Here is a 16271-nt window from a genome sequence, read left to right on the forward strand (position 1 = left end):
GTCGTCGTTTGTTACACACTTTGTAACATTTTGAATTTCTAATTGATATTTTTGTCGCGTACCCTTCGCTGGCAATTTGAACATCTTTGTCACAATTGCACAGGAATCACTACACAAGGAGGGAACAGATGAGTTCATCTGCTTCAATAAAAAACAACGCACCAAAAAAACCTATTTTCACGCGCTTTTTAGACAGCGTTGAATATTTGGGGAACCTTTTACCCCACCCAATCACTCTTTTTGCTATCTTCTGTGTCGCAATCCTAGTTTCTTCAGGTATTGCTGGTTACTTTGAAGTGTCTGTCATGGACCCTCGCCCTGAAGGTGCTAGTGGTCGTGCTGCTGATGGTATGATCCACGTTGTAAGCTTACTTAATGCTGAAGGCTTACAACTCATCGTAACGAATCTAGTTTCGAACTTTGTTGGCTTTGCGCCACTTGGTACTGTACTTGTTGCAATGCTAGGTGTTGCGATTGCTGAGCACTCAGGTCTATTATCTGCGGCAATGCGCGGCATGGTAATGGGCGCATCTCAGCGCATGGTTACTGTAACCGTGGTATTTGCCGGTATTATCTCTAACACGGCTTCAGAGCTGGGTTACGTAGTACTTATCCCTCTTGCAGCAATGCTTTTCCACTCATTGGGTCGTCACCCATTAGCAGGTCTAGCGGCAGCATTTGCTGGTGTATCTGGTGGTTATTCTGCAAATCTACTTATCGGTACGGTTGATCCACTGCTTTCTGGTATCACAGAAACAGCAGCACAAATGCTTGATCCATCTTACTCTGTTGGCCCTGAATCAAACTGGTACTTCATGTTTATTTCGACCTTCTTTATCTCGATTGCCGGCGCATTGGTAACAGAGAAGATTGTTGAACCTAAACTGGGTAAATACAATGTCGAAGACGCGTCTGAAGATCTTTCAAATGACTCAATGGGTAAGCTTACTGCTATTGAGAAGAAAGGCCTTAGATTGGCGGGTGTCGCTGTATTAATCGTGAGTGCGCTTTTAGCTTGGACTGTTGTTCCTGCTGACGGTGTTCTACGTTCAGAGGCGGGCACGATTTCAGGCTCTCCATTCCTGAAAAGTATCGTCGCGTTTATCTTTGTATTCTTTGCTATTCCTGGTTTTGTTTACGGCAAAATTACCGGTTCAATGAAGAATGACCGTGATGTGATTAATGCAATGGCAACGTCGATGTCTTCAATGGGCATGTACATCGTTCTTGTATTCTTTGCTGCACAGTTTGTTGCTTTCTTTAAGTGGACGAACTTTGGTCAAGTGGTTGCTGTAGGCGGCGCAACATTCCTTCAGGATATCGGCCTAACGGGTCCAATGTTGTTCTTCGCATTCATCCTAATGTGTGGTTTCATTAACCTGATGATCGGTTCAGCTTCTGCACAGTGGGCAGTAACAGCGCCAATCTTCGTTCCAATGCTAATGCTAGTAGGCTACGCACCTGAAACGATTCAAGCGGCTTACCGTATCGGTGATTCAACAACCAACATCATTACACCAATGATGAGCTACTTCGGTCTTATCCTTGCCGTAGCAACTCGCTACATGAAGAACCTAGGTATCGGTACACTGATCGCGACAATGTTGCCTTACTCAATGGTATTCATGTTTGGTTGGAGCATCTTGTTCTACCTATGGGTATTCGTATTCGGTCTACCAGTAGGTCCAGGCGCTGCAACGTACTACACGCCTTAGTTGTAGAGTAGGGGAAACCTTCTTCTAATTGATATTAAAAAAACCTGCATTGTTTGCAGGTTTTTTGATTTTTTATGGAGAGATAGAACTAGGTTAAGCTCGGATGAGCCAGCTAGCGTTTGGCTAGAATTCTATCTAAGTGGTTGGCAAACTCACGACGGTCGGTTTGAGAAAGGGCACTTGGTCCACCCGTTTGGATGCCACTTGAGCGCATGGTATCCATAAAGTCACGAATGTTCAGACGCGCTTTAATGGTCTCTTTGGTGTAAAGCTCACCACGAGAGCTGAGTGCTTGCCCACCTTTAGTGATCACTTCGTCAGCCAGAGGGATATCGGATGTAATCACAAGATCGCCGGGTTCAGTGCGCTTTACGATTTCATCATCAGCAATATCAAACCCGCTTGGCACTTGAATTGAGTGAATGTTATTGCGTTTAGGAACGGGAACCAGATGGTTTGCCACAAAGGTACATTCAACCCCTGTGCGCTCAGCTGCGCGTACGATTGTTTCTCGGATAACCTTTGGACAAGCGTCCGCATCAACCCATATCTTCATAGTGTTCTATTTCTCTGTTAGCTTATTTATCGGTCAACTTATTGCTCAGTTGCCTTATTGATCAGTTAGTTTAGCTTCAAGCATGGCAACGCGAGCAGTGAGTTCAAGGATTTGCTTTTCCAGTTGGCTAACACGATCAAGTGCTGGCTCTTCTTGTGTCGCGACTTCAACTTTAGGAACACGATTTGCGCTTTTCCAGCTCTTGATGGTCGTGATTAAAGCGGGCATCGGAACGGATGTGCTCATACGAGCCTTAACTAAAGCAACTGTCGGCTCTTTCCCTTGCTCTTGCAGTCCTTCAAGCACTGATTTCAACTCTTCAGAAACATCTTTTGTCAGCATGTTGATCTCCATTTTTAGTCTTTAGTCATTTTACTCGCTCTGGTGAATGATAGCGAATCATAAAACCGCCCATGGCTTGTGAGAGATCTCTTACAAAGGTTGTGAGATAACACGAATACATCGCTAGAGAGATTGATGTGCACATGGTTAAGGTGTTGAATTTTAATTGTTTTATATAATTAACAACTTTCTTGAATTCAAAATGTGATGCAAATCTATTGTCCGAAATCCTAAATCGCGTAAATTAAACCTTGTCGGAAGGATTCTGACACGGAACAGGAAAGCACCAAGGATTTGGTTATCTTCAGGATGAAGATTTGGTTACTTAGGATTGAGTGATCAAGCATGGAGCGTAAGGACATTGTAGGGATACAGTCAGTTAACAGGAAGTTAGCTGCAACGGAATGACAATGGACACCTTTAGGATTAAAGGGTTGGATTAGCATCAGGACGATGTAAAGGACACCGCTCACGGAACAAGTGATGTGCGCTAACTAGGATTGTTAGCTTTCAGGATGATTGGACACCGCTAGGACGGCGAAGTAAAGGAAAGAGCTGAAGGATTACAGCCACTATTATGGATGATGCATGGAGCATTAATTAGTAGCCGGACTGCTGCGAGTAAGACCCTAGCCCTGACACTTCGGTGTCGGGGCTTTTCTTTTCCTAAGGCTTTTTCTCTATCTAGGGGCTCTCTTTAATTCAGGAGCTTTTATCTAAGCACGCGACATCTGCTTTTCTGCTAATGGTCAACACAAGGAGTGTTTTATGACGATAGCAACCTCAAGAACGCTGTTGGTACCTTATACCGAGCAGTTAGAACATGACTTTATCAAGTTGAATTGCTGCCCCATCAATCGTGCTGAAATGAACGGGCCGCATTCTATTGCCTCTGCAAAACACCTATTTCAAGAAATACTGAACGACAACGTTGGTTTTTGCCGAGCCATTATCCACAACCAAACCCGCGAATACCTCGGGCATTTGTTTGTTTCGTCTGAAGAAGGGAAGCATGAACTGGGATTTATTCTGGACAAGGAGTTTTGGAATCAAGGCCTTGCTAGTGAAGTGCTAAAACCTTTCTTTAGTTTGGTTTGTTTTGAAGAACACCTAACGAATGTTGTCGCGACCGTTAATGTTGGTCATAACCCATCAATTAAGTTACTTGAAAAGTTAGGCTTTGCATTTAAAGAGACCAAACAAGATCAGTTTGGCCCTTATCATGAATATAGTTATACCGCGTATTGCGACGTTACATTCTATGAGGCTGTAGCTCAAACCGCATAGAACGGAAGCCCACCATGGTCAGTTTCCCTTGGTACAGGTCATCACCTAACGCTGAAAACTCAAATTGATACACGGTGTGCCAGCGCCAAATGGTGGTGAGCTCATGGCGCATCTTAAGTTTATGACCACTAAAGGCAACACTTAATAGCTGTAAGTCGAGCTCTTTACATTTTCTCGCAATGGCAGCTTTCGCAAGCTCGGATTGCCTGCGCTGTTGCCAAAACAGAAAGCAAAAGAAGCACAGCATCAAAATAGCCAATAAGTTATCTATCATTTAATCCATACTTCCTTTTATCTCTCTATTCCGTTCGTGATTTGAGCTTTTTGTTATGAGCTACTGAGCTGTTCTGTCTGGTATCTATTGCGACTTAGCCGCTTGTTGTAATTCTACAAGTGCATTGGCGAGTTCTGGTGATGGGTTCGAGTTCAATAATGGTAAAAATACCATTCTCAGTGTCGGAATCATCACTAAATCTGCAAATAACTGATTGAACAAGTTTTGGTTGCCCGTTTGTGCGAGACGCAGCAAGAACTGCTCAGCAATCGCAGGATCTTGCAGTGCGTGCCAGCTGCGACCAGCCAAACCAATCAATACTTCTTGGTGGCTTAAGCGCGGGCTAGCCAGAACTTGGTTAATTACGGCGTTGGTTGTGCTTTGCTCTGCGCCAGAAAGGGCACGTACCAGTGCTGACAGTAAGAACAGATCTGGCTCTTGACTGTTAATCTCATTCTCTGCCATTTCTTGTAAGCGTTGAGCGAGCTTGTCATTGATTTGCGTATGCTCAAGCGCCCCGAGAGTCGCGTATAGAGGTTCTGAAGGCAGCTTATTCAATGCTTTGCGAATCGCGACACCATTTTGTTGGCTGCCTAAACGAGCACACATATCAGTGATGCCTTGTAGGCCAACGGTTTTCCAGTTGTCCCAGCCTAGATCGCCTGTGAAGTAGTGTTGAGCGTGTTCGTAGTATTGGCTCGTTGCAAGGTCTAAACCTGCTCTTACTTGACTATGGAACACGGCCATTTTGTCTTCTGAAGGCTTGAAGGTATATGGGTTGTTTGACAGCTTTTGTTGTTGCTCTTCGCTGATCTCACCGTTCAAACGTGTGCCCATCGCTTCGATAACAAACTTAAGGAAATTGCCGACATCACCTTGATGTAATAGGCCTCTTTCGTCCAGTTTGAATTTTAGGAACCAGATCCAAGGTTGCTTGTGTTCGTTCCAGTAACTAATCGCTAAGTGAGCTTGTTTCTGAAGTGGAAATGGGTACGGCTGTTTCCCTTGCTCAACATCAGAGAATAAGGTGTTGTCGATCTTCTGAATACGGCGACCTAGGTCGTAGATATCGTACTGGCAACCGCTATTCTTTAGTAACTGAGTGAGCGTGTGAATCGTTTCCATAGTAATAAAGCTCCTAACTTTCTTTCCTAAATAGATGGTACTCTATGCCCCAATTTCAAGGTCACTAGATAAATAACTTGGTGAAAAATGACAGCAGCCACAAAGTTACCTCTTTTACTTCAACAATTAGAAGAACAAATGCGCCAATGTTCGCTATGGAGCACGCTTCCGCCTTCGGATGAAGCTCTGGCGAGCGTTGAACCTTTCGGGATTGATTCGTTACAACCGGAAGAGTGGTTGCAGTGGATCTTTATCGTTAAGATCAACGCAATGATGGATGCCCAAATGAGCCTACCGAAAGGCTTTGCTATCCATCCTTATTTTGGTGAAGTGTGGAAAAATGAGGCAGACAAAGTCGAACTGCTAGTGACAATTCAGAGCATTGATGAGGTATGTGCGTAATGTTAGAGATCATTTATCAAGATGAGTACTTTGTCGCGGTGAATAAGCCCGCTGGCATGCTAGTGCATCGTTCATGGTTGGATAAACACGAAACGCAATTTGTTATGCAGACATTGCGCGATCAAATTGGTCAGCATGTATTTCCATTACACCGCTTAGACAGACCGACATCGGGTGTGTTGGTGTTTGCGTTGTCGAGTGAGGTTGCTTCACAGGTGATGCCAATGTTCGCTAATCATGAGATGCAAAAAACCTATCATGCGATTGTCCGTGGTTGGATAGAAGAGGGCGATACGCTCGATTATGCACTTAAGGTTGAGCTGGATAAGATCGCAGATAAGTTCGCGAAAGAAGACAAAGAAGCGCAAGAGGCAGTGACAGTCTATGAACCGCTAGCAAAAGTAGAAGTACCATATTCAACAGGACGCTTTCCTACGAGCCGCTACTGCTTGGTTGAGATGATGCCAAAGACAGGTCGCAAACATCAGCTGCGTCGTCACATGGCTCATCTAAGACATCCGATTGTCGGTGATACTTCACATGGTGATGGTAAGCACAATCGACTGTTCCGTGATGATTTAGATTCGCATCGTTTGTTGTTGCACGCTTCTGAGCTTCGCTTTATCCATCCTTTCACAAAAGAAGAGTTGGTGATGAAGGCCAACCTTGATGAAACTTGGCTAAGGTTGTTTGAAACCTTTGAGTGGGATACTAACTTAATCGATGCTCAAACTTGCTTGTCTAAGTAAGTCTCGCGTGTTTAGGCAATCTCCAGTCTAAGTGAATAGAGAAAATAGAATAAAAAAACAAAGGGCTGATAGTGATATCAGCCCTTTTTGTATCTGTATAACCTTAACGGCATAACTAATGTTGGTTAGTTAACAGTAATAGTTAGTCGCGGGATCATTTTAGCTTTTCTAGATCAGCTTCGATCTCAGCGATCTTGCTTGATACCACTTTCTCTAGATGGCGTAAGTCGGTAAGGATCTTCTGCTTCACATCCACCTCAGCCGTTGGCGTCGGTTTGGTGATTTTGTTGAGTTCATCAATCACAAGAGTGAGGTTGCGGTTAATCTCTGTCACTTCTTTGTATTGATTATTGCCACCGCTAACAAGCACACTTTTTACTTGTCGTGGGTACTTAAATTTAACGCTTTTCGCGAACAGTTCCCCTTTCTGCTTACGAAAGTAAATCTTCAGGATATCTTTGTGCGCTTCTTGGCGAAGGGAGTAACGTTCAATCTGTTTAGGTTCGTGGATACCTAAGCCAGTGAGGTTTGGATACATAAGCGACCTCTAGGTTATGAATGTAATACTTTTATGTAATTGACTTGATCAATGTAGCAGCCTAACGACGAGCTAGATAGTTGATATCTGTGAATTGATTGTAAGTTGTGGGCAAGATCGCTCTCTATCTTTGCCCACACTTATTTGGTTATTAAACCTGTTTTTAGACTGAATTCGCTTTCTAAGGTGCGAGTTCAGAAACGTGCTCGGTTAATCGTTCTCTTAGTGCCTGTTCTTGTTCTTCAGACAGCCTTCCTCCCGCTTCACTGGTCAGAATAAACAGATCCTCTGCTCGCTCACCTATGGTGGTGATTTTGGCACCGTGCAAGTTGATGTCTAGCTCCGCAAAGGTTGCACCGACTTGAGCCAATAACCCCGGCGTATCAAGAGCTCTTAACTCCATCAAGGTACGTTTCTTGCTCTTGGTTGGTAGGAACTCAACTAAGGTTTTGACCTTAAAGTGTTGCAAGTTACGTGGCGTGCGACGCGTCTTAATCTTAGTCGGGCGGCCATCAGTCAATACATGAGTCAGATGTTTAGCAACGGCTTTGTGTCTTGCTTCATCAATCGCTTCGCCGTGCTGGTCTAGTACGATAAAGGTATCCAAAACATGACCATCTTTGCTAACCATGACCTGCGCGTCATGAACGTTAAAGTTACGTCTGTCGAGTTCGGCAACCACGGTCGCAAACAGTGCTGCTTGGTCTTTACAATAAACGAACACTTCTGTGCCACCGCGCGTCGCTTTCTTACTGATCAGCACTAACGGTTGGCTTGGGTCTTCTAGGCGAAGTAAGTGCTCACAGTGCCAAGCGATTTGTTTATGTGTGTGACGCAAGAAATAATCGGCCTTAAAGCGTTGCCACAACACTTCAATCTCACGAGCGGTGAAGCCTTCTTTACGCAGCAGTGCTGATGCCATTTGTTGGTTGTGACGAATACGGTCTCTGACATCGACAGGGTTTTCCAAGCCGCGGCGCAGTGCTCGCTGCGTTGAGTGGAACAGCTCAGCTAACAGGGTTCGTTTCCAACTGTTCCATAGCTCAGGGTTAGTCGCACAGATATCGGCAACGGTTAAACAAACCAGTAGCTCGAGTGATTCTTCATCACGCACTTTTTTGGCGAATTCGGTGATCACATCTGGGTCGTAGATATCACGACGTTGAGCCGTTACTGACATCAATAGGTGATTTTGTACCAACCACGCGACTTGTTTGGCTTCAGGCTTCGATAGCCCGTGTTCAATACAGAAAGAGTAAGCCTCAACCGCACCTATCTCAGAGTGGTCTCCGCCGCGGCCTTTGCCGATGTCATGGAAGATAGCGGCAAGGATCAGCAACTCTTTCTTCTGTACTCGAGGATAGACTTCACAGCAGATAGGGTGCTTATCGTGGTTTTCGATTTGACCAAAGCGGTTGATGTGCTTGAGCAGGCGGATACTGTGCTCATCCACGGTGTAAACATGGAATAGGTCAAACTGCATCTGACCAACGATCTGGCTCCACTGCGGTAAGTACGCAGAGAGCACGCCCAATTTGTGCATTAAGCTAAAGGCTTTGTGCAGGGCATTAGGGTGGCGAACTAGATCCATGAACTTGTCACGAGCTTCAGGAATGGTATGCAGGAATCGGTTCAATCGACGGCGTGCCGTACGCAGTTGTCGCAATGTTGGTGGACTTACCCCTTCGATAGTCGAGTCATTGGCGATATGGATGAACATATCGAGAATGGTTTCTGGTCTTGCTTGGAATAGGGCAGGCTTGCGCGCTTCGATCAACGAACCTCGACGTTGGAAATCACTATCGAGAATTTCAGCGTCTTGGGTTTGACCGCCATTGATGATCGCTTGATCGAACAGCTTAAGCAGCATCTTATTCAGTTCAGCAACACGACGAAGGGTTCGGTAGAACTCTTTCATCATCATCTCAACACCACGGTTTCCTTCACCCGTATAACCCAGATGTTCAGCGACTTGAGCTTGATGCGCGAACGTTAAACGGTTGTCGTAACGGCGCAGTTCAATATGCAATGCAAAGCGAACACGCCATAAAAAATCTTGGCACTCAACGAGCTCACGATATTCAGCATCGGTCAGAAAGCCGTATTTGCTCATCTCTAACAAAGAGGTCGCGCCGAAGTGGCGACGCGCAACCCAGCTCAGGGTATGGATGTCTCTGAGCCCTCCCGGAGTCGATTTGATGTCCGGTTCTAAATTATAGGTGGTGTCGTGGTAGCGAGCATGACGCTCTCTCTGTTCTTGAATCTTGGCTTTGTAAAACGTCTCACTTGGCCAAAATGAATCGGAATGAATCTTCAGTTTTAGTTCTTGGAAAGTGTCTTCACTACCACATAACAATCGCGACTCTTGTAGGTTGGTCGCGACGGTTAAATCATCGGTGCCGATATCGAGACACTCAGTAATAGTTCGCACAGCATGGCCAACTTCGAGCTTTAAATCCCAAAGTAGAGTAATGAATTGACTGACCTTTTCACCAAGAGCTGGTGGTAGTGTTTTTTGCGAGACAATGAGAATATCAATGTCCGATAACGGGTGAAGTTCACCTCGACCATATCCACCCACTGCGACAAGGGAAATATGTGGCAGTTTATTAAAGCCTAAATGTTCCCATAATCGACTGAGAAGCAAATCCATGTATTTGGATCGCAATAGTACTAAATCAGTAACTGGATGATGATTTAGAAATTCATTTTTTTGATACTGCGTGAAGATTTCGAGCTGATTTTTTAATTCGCAGATTTCAATTTGTTCATCATTGAACGTAAGAGGGCATTGATAAGGCATAGTTTGCTATCCGTGCAAGCAAATGAGAATAGTAAACAATTTACCAGAAGCTGGTGGAAAATCGAAATTGAGCGGAAAAAATATCCTCGACAATGCGAGGATATTTTTAAAAGGCCGATTCGTTCAGTTTAATGAACTAAGCGTTCTTCATGATACGTGGAATAGTATCATCGCTGCGCAGGGTTAGTACTTCACAACCTGTATCAGTCACAACCAATGTGTGTTCCCACTGTGCCGAGTTCTTGCTGTCAGCGGTGTACACTGTCCAGCTATCTTCGTCATCGAGACGACAGCCAAACTTACCCGCGTTGATCATTGGTTCGATAGTGAAACACATGCCAGCTTTTAGCACAGTGCGGTCGCTGTTCTTGTAGTGAACCACTTGTGGATCTTCGTGGAACTCAGAGCCGATGCCGTGGCCACAGTAATCTTTAACAATAGAGAACTTAGCGCGTGGGTTGTTCTTGTTGTTTGTTTTTATGTACTTCTCGATAGCAGTACCGATTTGACCAAGTTGAACACCTGGCTTAACTTGGCGCATGCCTTCGTAAAGTGCTTCTTGAGCAACCATGCACAGACGCTTGTTTGCAGGTGAAACCTCACCCACTAGGAACATCTTAGAGGTGTCACCGTGGTAACCTTGTGGACGAACGCTTAGGTCTGCATTTTCATCATCAGGAACAATCACAGTTATATCAACGTTTAGAATATCGCCATCTTTCAATACTGCAGGTTTGAATTGACCTGTGCTACCTGTCTCATCTTGTGATGCTGGAATGCCGTGACACACGATGTGGTTGATAGACGTACAGATTGACTTAGGGAAACCGTGGTAATCGAGTGGCGCAGAGTATGCACCTCTTTCTAGAGCGTACTCATGACAAAGCGTATTGAGCTCTTCCGTCGTGGTACCCACTTGGATGTGAGGTTCGATCATCTCAATAATGTCAGCGGCCAGCTTGCCGGCGACGCGCATTTTTTCAATTTCTTCAGCAGTTTTAATTTTTACAGCCATTGCATATCTCTTAATTTGGTAGCACCTAAGTGTGCATATTGGGGCTATTCTATCAGTGCAGCAATTTAGCGCAACATTACCATGTCCGTACAATACTGGAGGATACTGTTAACGTGATTAAATAATGTTCGGTTAACAGATGCAGAACCTGCTTGATATAGACACTATTTTATAGAGAAAATTTACCTTTAGAGATCAGTATAGCAGTCGCCATTTTTAGAATTTTTTCTAGCCATAGATAGACAAAATATGGTATAAAGCGCGCCGGACATCAGGACTGTTTTCTCCAATTGGCGAAACAAGCTTTATGTCCACTAACTTATTTCTTTAAATCACACACATTCCGACACATGTTCCGGGGTGCCTCAACAACACAGATAACGGCTGAAAAGTGGTTAGTTGTTAGGGGTCGGATTCATGGGGGATGTGGAGGCCTAACCCCATAGAGGATTTTAAAATGGCAACTGTATCAATGCGCGATATGCTTAAAGCTGGTGTTCACTTCGGTCACCAAACTCGTTACTGGAACCCAAAAATGAAGCCATTCATCTTTGGTGCTCGTAACAAAGTACATATCATCAACCTAGAAAAAACTGTACCAATGTTCAACGAAGCTCTAGCAGAAATCGCTAAAGTTGGTGAGAAGAAAGGTAAAGTTCTTTTCGTTGGTACTAAGCGCGCTGCATCTGAAGCTGTTAAAGAAGCTGCTGTAAACAGCAACCAGTTCTACGTTAACAACCGCTGGTTAGGCGGTATGCTAACGAACTACAAAACTGTTCGTCAGTCTATCAAGCGTCTGAAAGAACTTGAAGCGCAAGCTCAAGACGGTACTTTCGACAAGCTAACTAAGAAAGAAGCTCTAATGCGTACTCGTGAAATGGAGAAGCTAGAGAAGTCTCTTGGTGGTATCAAGAACATGGGCGGCCTACCAGACGCTCTATTCGTAATCGATGCTGATCACGAACACATCGCAGTTAAAGAAGCAAACAACCTAGGTATCCCAGTTTACGCTGTAGTTGATACTAACTCTAACCCAGACGGCGTTGACTTCGTTATCCCAGGTAACGACGATGCAATCCGTGCAGTACAGCTTTACCTAAACGCTGCTGCAGACGCGGTTAAAGAAGGTCGTAACAAAGACGTTGCTGCTGTAGCTGCTGAAAAAGATGGTTTTGTAGAAGCTGAATAATAGCGGCTCTGAATCACGCTTGGCTTAGCTAATATAGATTTTGAAATCTTTATTAAATGTAAGCTAAGTTATAGTTAGATCGGGGGCCTCGTTTTGGCCCCTGATTTTTACCTTATTTTCGAATCAACCGAGGAATAGAGAATGGCAACTGTAACTGCTGCTCTAGTTAAAGAACTTCGCGAGCGCACTGGCGCTGGCATGATGGAATGTAAGAAAGCGCTTGTAGAAGCAAACGCTGACATCGAACTAGCAATTGAAAACATGCGTAAATCTGGCGCAGCGAAAGCAGCTAAGAAAGCTGGTAACGTTGCTGCTGAAGGCGCAATCATCATCAAAGAAGAGAACGGTGTAGCTGTTCTTCTTGAAGTTAACTGCCAAACTGACTTCGTAGCAAAAGATGCTAGCTTCACTGCGTTTGCAGAAGAAGTTGCAGCTGCAGCAGTAGCTTCTAAAGCTTCTGTAGAAGAGCTACAAGCACAGTTCGAAGAAACTCGCGTTGCTCTAGTTGCTAAAATCGGCGAAAACATCAACATCCGTCGCGTAGCTTACGTTGAAGGTGCTGCACTAGCTTCTTACCGTCACGGTGAGAAAATCGGTGTTGTTGTAGCTGGTGAAGGCGAAGCTGAAACTCTTAAGCACGTTGCTATGCACGTTGCTGCTTCTCGTCCTGAGTTTGTTAACCCAGAAGACGTACCAGCAGACGTAGTTGCTAAAGAGAAAGAAGTTCAAGTTGAAATCGCTATGAACGAAGGCAAGCCTCAAGAGATCGCTGAGAAAATGGTTATCGGCCGTATGAAGAAATTCACGGGCGAAATCTCTCTAACTGGTCAAGCTTTCATCATGGAACCTAAGAAAACTGTTGGCGAAATCCTTAAAGAAAAAGGCGCTGCAGTATCTAACTTCGTACGTCTAGAAGTTGGTGAAGGTATCGAGAAAGCTGCTGAAATGAGCTTCGCTGACGAAGTTGCAGCGGTACAAAAAGGTTAATCCTTAGCGTATTGTTTGAAAAAAGACCGTGGCAAATGCTGCGGTCTTTTTATGAATAGTGAACTATTTTTGAAGGCAACGTTAGTGGTTATGAATGCAAACTGACTTACTCAGTTTTTATCCATGACTGTTAATCATCAACTCTTTGGAAGGTAAACTCCATGACTACGAACCCTAAACCAGTGTATCAACGTATTCTGTTAAAACTTAGCGGTGAAGCGCTACAAGGCGAAGAAGGTTTTGGTATTGACCCAACGATCCTTGATCGTATGGCTCAAGAAGTAAAAGAATTGGTTGAACTAGGCGTTCAAGTTGGTGTTGTTATCGGTGGCGGTAACTTGTTCCGTGGTGCTGGTCTTGCTGAAGCTGGCATGAACCGCGTTGTTGGTGACCACATGGGTATGCTTGCAACGGTAATGAACGGCCTTGCAATGCGTGACGCTCTTCACCGTGCTTACGTAAACGCACGTGTAATGTCTGCAATCCCTCTTAAAGGTGTGTGTGACGACTACAACTGGGCAGATGCAATCAGCCAACTACGTCAAGGTCGCGTTGTGATCTTCTCTGCTGGTACGGGTAACCCATTCTTCACTACGGATTCTGCTGCATGTCTACGTGGTATCGAAATCGAAGCTGACGTAGTTCTAAAAGCGACAAAAGTAGATGGTGTATTTACTTCTGACCCTGTAGCAAACCCAGACGCAGAGTTGTATGATACGTTGTCTTACAACACGGTTCTTGATAAAGAACTTAAAGTAATGGACTTGGCTGCATTTACGCTAGCACGTGATCACAAAATGCCAATCCGTGTATTTAACATGAATAAACCAGGCGCACTACGTCGCGTGGTTATGGGTGAAACTGAAGGTACATTAATCAGCGACGCTGACTAATTTTTCGGGCTTACTGAGGTGTTGTACCTTGGCAAGCTTATCCTTATCACTCCAAATAAAAAGCTTTCTTGAAGAAAGAACATAATCAAGGTGAAATTGTGATTAACGAAATCAAAAAAGACGCTCAAGAGCGCATGGTAAAAAGTGTTGATGCACTAAAAAACAGCCTGCAAAAGATTCGTACAGGCCGTGCGCACCCGAGCCTACTTTCTGGTCTTACTGTTGAGTACTACGGTGCTCCAACGCCTTTGACTCAAGTAGCTAACGTTATCGCTGAAGATGCACGTACACTAGCTATTACAGTGTTTGATAAAACGCTGACTCCTCTAGTTGAAAAAGCAATCCTGACATCTGACCTAGGCCTAAACCCTATGTCTGCGGGTACAGTTATCCGTGTTCCACTTCCACCGCTAACGGAAGAGCGTCGTAAAGACCTAGTTAAAATCGTTCGTGGCGAAGCTGAAGGTGGCCGTGTTGCTATCCGTAACATCCGTCGTGACGCGAATGGCGATCTAAAAGCACTTCTTAAAGATAAAGAAATCTCTGAAGATGAAGATCGTAAAGCACAAGACGAAATTCAAAAGCTAACTGACGCTGCGGTTAAGAACGTAGACGAAGTTCTAGCTGTTAAAGAAAAAGAGTTGATGGAAGTTTAATTTTCCATATTCTTTTCTTTCCGGAAAAACGCTGTACTCACGGTGCAGCGTTTTTTTATGCTACTCTGTTCGACTATTAGAATTTGATTCACTCTTTTATGCATAATTCTCAAGCGTTCACAGACTCTCTTCCTAAACACATTGCTATCATTATGGATGGTAATGGTCGCTGGGCAAAAGCTCAGGGCAAGCCTCGCGTCTTTGGCCATAAAAACGGTGTTCAAGCCGTTCGTAAAACTATCTCTTCTGCAGCCAGACTTGGCATTAAAGCCGTTACTCTTTTTGCATTTAGTAGCGAAAACTGGCGTCGTCCTGAAGAAGAAGTCGGTATCTTGATGGAACTGTTTATTTCAGTGCTGTCGAGTGAAGTTAAAAAGCTTCATAAAAATAATCTACAACTTCGTGTTATTGGTGATAAAAGTCGTTTCAATGATCGACTACAAAAGAAGATAGAAGAAGCGGAAGCTTTGACTAGCACCAATACGGGTATGGTTATTAATATTGCAGCTAACTACGGCGGTAAGTGGGATATTCAGCAAGCAATGACCTCTATTGCTCAACAGGTAAAGTCTGGTGATATTAATGTAGATGACATTGATGAAGCTATGATTACACAGCACCTGACAATGGCAGATATTCCTGAAGTCGATCTACTTATCCGTACCAGTGGCGAATGCCGCATTAGTAATTTTATGCTTTGGCAGTTGGCTTACGCCGAAATGTATTTCACTGAACAATTCTGGCCAGACTTTAATGAAGACAGCTTAGTAGAAGCTGTGACTTGGTTTGTTAACCGTGAGCGTCGTTTTGGATGCACCGGTGAGCAAATTAAAGCTCTGATGGACAGTTAATAAGGATTTTTTGGTTTGAAACAACGAATTATTACGGCGTTGATTTTAGCTCCCCTAGTTATTCTAGGTATTTTCGAGTTATCACTTCCTACATTTATTCTTTCACTAGCGGTAATCTCGCTATTGGGTTTTTGGGAGTGGACTCAGTTTGTTGAAAGCAAATCACGTTATGTAGCGTTGATTCCAACGGTTGTGGTAAGTGCTGCAAGTTTTGCTTTTATCCCTTTTGATGCATTTAGCCTTAATAACTTGTCTACTGCTCACTACGCCATTCTAACGATTGGCTCGATTTGGTGGGTAATCGCGAGTGGCATGGCGGTGACTTATCCTAAGTCTATGCCTGCATGGAAAGACTCTTCTCTTCTTCGTCACGCCTTTGGTGTGCTGACTCTGCTGCCATTCTTCTGGAGTGTGGTTATCCTGCGTGCTAACGGTATCGATGCTGATCCTTACCACGGTGCTAAACTGGTGATGTTTGTTTGCTTGCTTGTTTGGGCTGCAGATAGCGGCGCATACTTTTCAGGAAAGAGTTTTGGTAAGCGTAAAATGGCACCAGCGGTAAGCCCTAATAAGACGATTGAAGGTCTTATCGGTGGCATTATTACTGCGGTGATCGTGGCTTGGATCTTTGCTGACTTGTTTGACATCCAATTCACAAGCCCACTTCACATGATTGTTATTACCCTTGTGACCGTTGTTATTTCTGTTCTAGGTGACCTTGTTGAAAGCATGTTTAAGCGTGTTTCTGGGGTGAAAGACAGCAGTAATCTGATTCCTGGTCATGGTGGTATACTAGATAGAATAGATAGCTTAACGGCTGCATTCCCTGTCTTTGCTCTGCTTTATTTAGCATTCTAATAAAAAAGGGCAGTGATTCTGCCCTTTATTA

General features: G+C 44.3%; 17 protein-coding genes. 10 read left to right on the forward strand and 7 right to left on the reverse strand.

Going from position 1 to position 16271, the window contains the following annotated elements; all coding sequences use genetic code 11:
- Nucleotides 1-128: 128 nt before the first annotated feature.
- Entirely contained in the window at nt 129-1715 is a 1587-nt protein-coding gene (locus AB4558_RS02360; RefSeq protein WP_010436458.1) for an AbgT family transporter, read from the forward strand.
- A gap of 112 nt (nt 1716-1827) precedes the next feature.
- Here AB4558_RS02360 and AB4558_RS02365 read toward each other — a convergent pair whose 3' ends face one another.
- Nucleotides 1828-2271, reverse strand: coding sequence for a YaiI/YqxD family protein (locus AB4558_RS02365; protein WP_017063355.1), 444 nt, complete (start codon nt 2269-2271; stop codon nt 1828-1830).
- A gap of 54 nt (nt 2272-2325) precedes the next feature.
- Nucleotides 2326-2613, reverse strand: a complete 288-nt coding sequence (locus AB4558_RS02370; RefSeq protein WP_372074716.1) for a hypothetical protein — start codon at nt 2611-2613, stop codon at nt 2326-2328.
- Nucleotides 2614-3381: 768 nt separating this feature from the next.
- Between AB4558_RS02370 and AB4558_RS02375 the strand changes: the two genes are divergently transcribed.
- Nucleotides 3382-3900, forward strand: a complete 519-nt coding sequence (locus AB4558_RS02375; RefSeq protein ID WP_017060749.1) for a GNAT family N-acetyltransferase — start codon at nt 3382-3384, stop codon at nt 3898-3900.
- Here AB4558_RS02375 and AB4558_RS02380 read toward each other — a convergent pair.
- Nucleotides 3866-4174, reverse strand: coding sequence for a DUF3301 domain-containing protein (locus AB4558_RS02380; protein WP_017060748.1), 309 nt, complete (start codon nt 4172-4174; stop codon nt 3866-3868). The genes AB4558_RS02375 and AB4558_RS02380 overlap by 35 nt on opposite strands.
- 84 nt (nt 4175-4258) lie before the next feature.
- Nucleotides 4259-5299 carry a DUF3549 family protein gene (locus AB4558_RS02385; protein ID WP_017060747.1) on the reverse strand — a complete coding sequence of 347 codons (1041 nt, stop codon included), beginning with the start codon at nt 5297-5299 and terminating at the stop codon, nt 4259-4261.
- Nucleotides 5300-5386: 87 nt separating this feature from the next.
- Between AB4558_RS02385 and AB4558_RS02390 the strand changes: the two genes are divergently transcribed.
- Complete coding sequence (locus tag AB4558_RS02390; RefSeq protein ID WP_017063358.1) at nt 5387-5701, forward strand: YqcC family protein; 315 nt, start codon at nt 5387-5389, stop codon at nt 5699-5701.
- Nucleotides 5701-6450 carry a tRNA pseudouridine(65) synthase TruC gene (gene truC, locus AB4558_RS02395; RefSeq protein ID WP_017060745.1) on the forward strand — a complete coding sequence of 250 codons (750 nt, stop codon included), beginning with the start codon at nt 5701-5703 and terminating at the stop codon, nt 6448-6450. Before AB4558_RS02390 ends, truC begins: the two co-directional genes overlap by 1 nt.
- Before the next feature lie 154 nt (nt 6451-6604).
- On the opposite strand, the gene AB4558_RS02400 is transcribed toward truC, so the two are convergent.
- The 3 genes from AB4558_RS02400 to map form a co-directional block, all read right to left on the reverse strand.
- The gene (locus tag AB4558_RS02400; protein ID WP_004734354.1) at nt 6605-6988 is read right to left on the reverse strand and encodes a DUF3461 family protein; all 384 of its coding nucleotides are present in this window, start codon (nt 6986-6988) and stop codon (nt 6605-6607) included.
- Nucleotides 6989-7169: 181 nt separating this feature from the next.
- The gene (gene glnD, locus AB4558_RS02405) at nt 7170-9791 is read right to left on the reverse strand and encodes a bifunctional uridylyltransferase/uridylyl-removing protein GlnD (RefSeq protein WP_372074714.1); all 2622 of its coding nucleotides are present in this window, start codon (nt 9789-9791) and stop codon (nt 7170-7172) included.
- Nucleotides 9792-9927: 136 nt separating this feature from the next.
- A complete protein-coding gene (gene map / locus AB4558_RS02410) occupies nt 9928-10806 on the reverse strand; it encodes a type I methionyl aminopeptidase (protein ID WP_372074712.1) in 879 nt (292 codons plus the stop codon).
- 457 nt (nt 10807-11263) lie between these two features.
- Here map and rpsB point away from each other — a divergent pair, with 457 nt between their 5' ends.
- The 6 genes from rpsB (at nt 11264) to AB4558_RS02440 (ending at nt 16240) form a co-directional block, all read left to right on the forward strand.
- Nucleotides 11264-11995, forward strand: a complete 732-nt coding sequence (rpsB, locus tag AB4558_RS02415) for a 30S ribosomal protein S2 (RefSeq protein WP_032546326.1) — start codon at nt 11264-11266, stop codon at nt 11993-11995.
- A gap of 141 nt (nt 11996-12136) precedes the next feature.
- Nucleotides 12137-12982: a translation elongation factor Ts gene (tsf, locus tag AB4558_RS02420; RefSeq protein ID WP_017063361.1), complete on the forward strand. Its 846-nt coding sequence runs from the start codon at nt 12137-12139 to the stop codon at nt 12980-12982.
- Nucleotides 12983-13143: 161 nt separating this feature from the next.
- Entirely contained in the window at nt 13144-13875 is a 732-nt protein-coding gene (gene pyrH / locus AB4558_RS02425) for a UMP kinase (RefSeq protein WP_017060742.1), read from the forward strand.
- Between the two features lie 98 nt (nt 13876-13973).
- A complete protein-coding gene (frr, locus tag AB4558_RS02430) occupies nt 13974-14531 on the forward strand; it encodes a ribosome recycling factor (RefSeq protein ID WP_017060741.1) in 558 nt (185 codons plus the stop codon).
- Between the two features lie 98 nt (nt 14532-14629).
- Entirely contained in the window at nt 14630-15382 is a 753-nt protein-coding gene (locus AB4558_RS02435; RefSeq protein ID WP_017063364.1) for an isoprenyl transferase, read from the forward strand.
- Between the two features lie 15 nt (nt 15383-15397).
- The gene (locus AB4558_RS02440; RefSeq protein WP_017063365.1) at nt 15398-16240 is read left to right on the forward strand and encodes a phosphatidate cytidylyltransferase; all 843 of its coding nucleotides are present in this window, start codon (nt 15398-15400) and stop codon (nt 16238-16240) included.
- The last annotated feature ends 31 nt before the right edge of the window (nt 16241-16271 follow it).

This window comes from Vibrio sp. 10N.222.51.C5, from assembly GCF_041474575.1.
Lineage (GTDB): Bacteria > Pseudomonadota > Gammaproteobacteria > Enterobacterales > Vibrionaceae > Vibrio > Vibrio crassostreae_C.

Bases quoted from the DNA above. Each gene is read 5' to 3' on its own strand.
- AB4558_RS02360 (WP_010436458.1), top strand. From the start codon at position 129: ATGAGTTCATCTGCTTCAATAAAAAACAACGCACCAAAAAAACCTATT.
- AB4558_RS02365 (WP_017063355.1), bottom strand. From the start codon at position 2,271: ATGAAGATATGGGTTGATGCGGACGCTTGTCCAAAGGTTATCCGAGAA.
- AB4558_RS02370 (WP_372074716.1), bottom strand. From the start codon at position 2,613: ATGCTGACAAAAGATGTTTCTGAAGAGTTGAAATCAGTGCTTGAAGGA.
- AB4558_RS02375 (WP_017060749.1), top strand. From the start codon at position 3,382: ATGACGATAGCAACCTCAAGAACGCTGTTGGTACCTTATACCGAGCAG.
- AB4558_RS02380 (WP_017060748.1), bottom strand. From the start codon at position 4,174: ATGATAGATAACTTATTGGCTATTTTGATGCTGTGCTTCTTTTGCTTT.
- AB4558_RS02385 (WP_017060747.1), bottom strand. From the start codon at position 5,299: ATGGAAACGATTCACACGCTCACTCAGTTACTAAAGAATAGCGGTTGC.
- AB4558_RS02390 (WP_017063358.1), top strand. From the start codon at position 5,387: ATGACAGCAGCCACAAAGTTACCTCTTTTACTTCAACAATTAGAAGAA.
- truC (WP_017060745.1), top strand. From the start codon at position 5,701: ATGTTAGAGATCATTTATCAAGATGAGTACTTTGTCGCGGTGAATAAG.
- AB4558_RS02400 (WP_004734354.1), bottom strand. From the start codon at position 6,988: ATGTATCCAAACCTCACTGGCTTAGGTATCCACGAACCTAAACAGATT.
- glnD (WP_372074714.1), bottom strand. From the start codon at position 9,791: ATGCCTTATCAATGCCCTCTTACGTTCAATGATGAACAAATTGAAATC.
- map (WP_372074712.1), bottom strand. From the start codon at position 10,806: ATGGCTGTAAAAATTAAAACTGCTGAAGAAATTGAAAAAATGCGCGTC.
- rpsB (WP_032546326.1), top strand. From the start codon at position 11,264: ATGGCAACTGTATCAATGCGCGATATGCTTAAAGCTGGTGTTCACTTC.
- tsf (WP_017063361.1), top strand. From the start codon at position 12,137: ATGGCAACTGTAACTGCTGCTCTAGTTAAAGAACTTCGCGAGCGCACT.
- pyrH (WP_017060742.1), top strand. From the start codon at position 13,144: ATGACTACGAACCCTAAACCAGTGTATCAACGTATTCTGTTAAAACTT.
- AB4558_RS02435 (WP_017063364.1), top strand. From the start codon at position 14,630: ATGCATAATTCTCAAGCGTTCACAGACTCTCTTCCTAAACACATTGCT.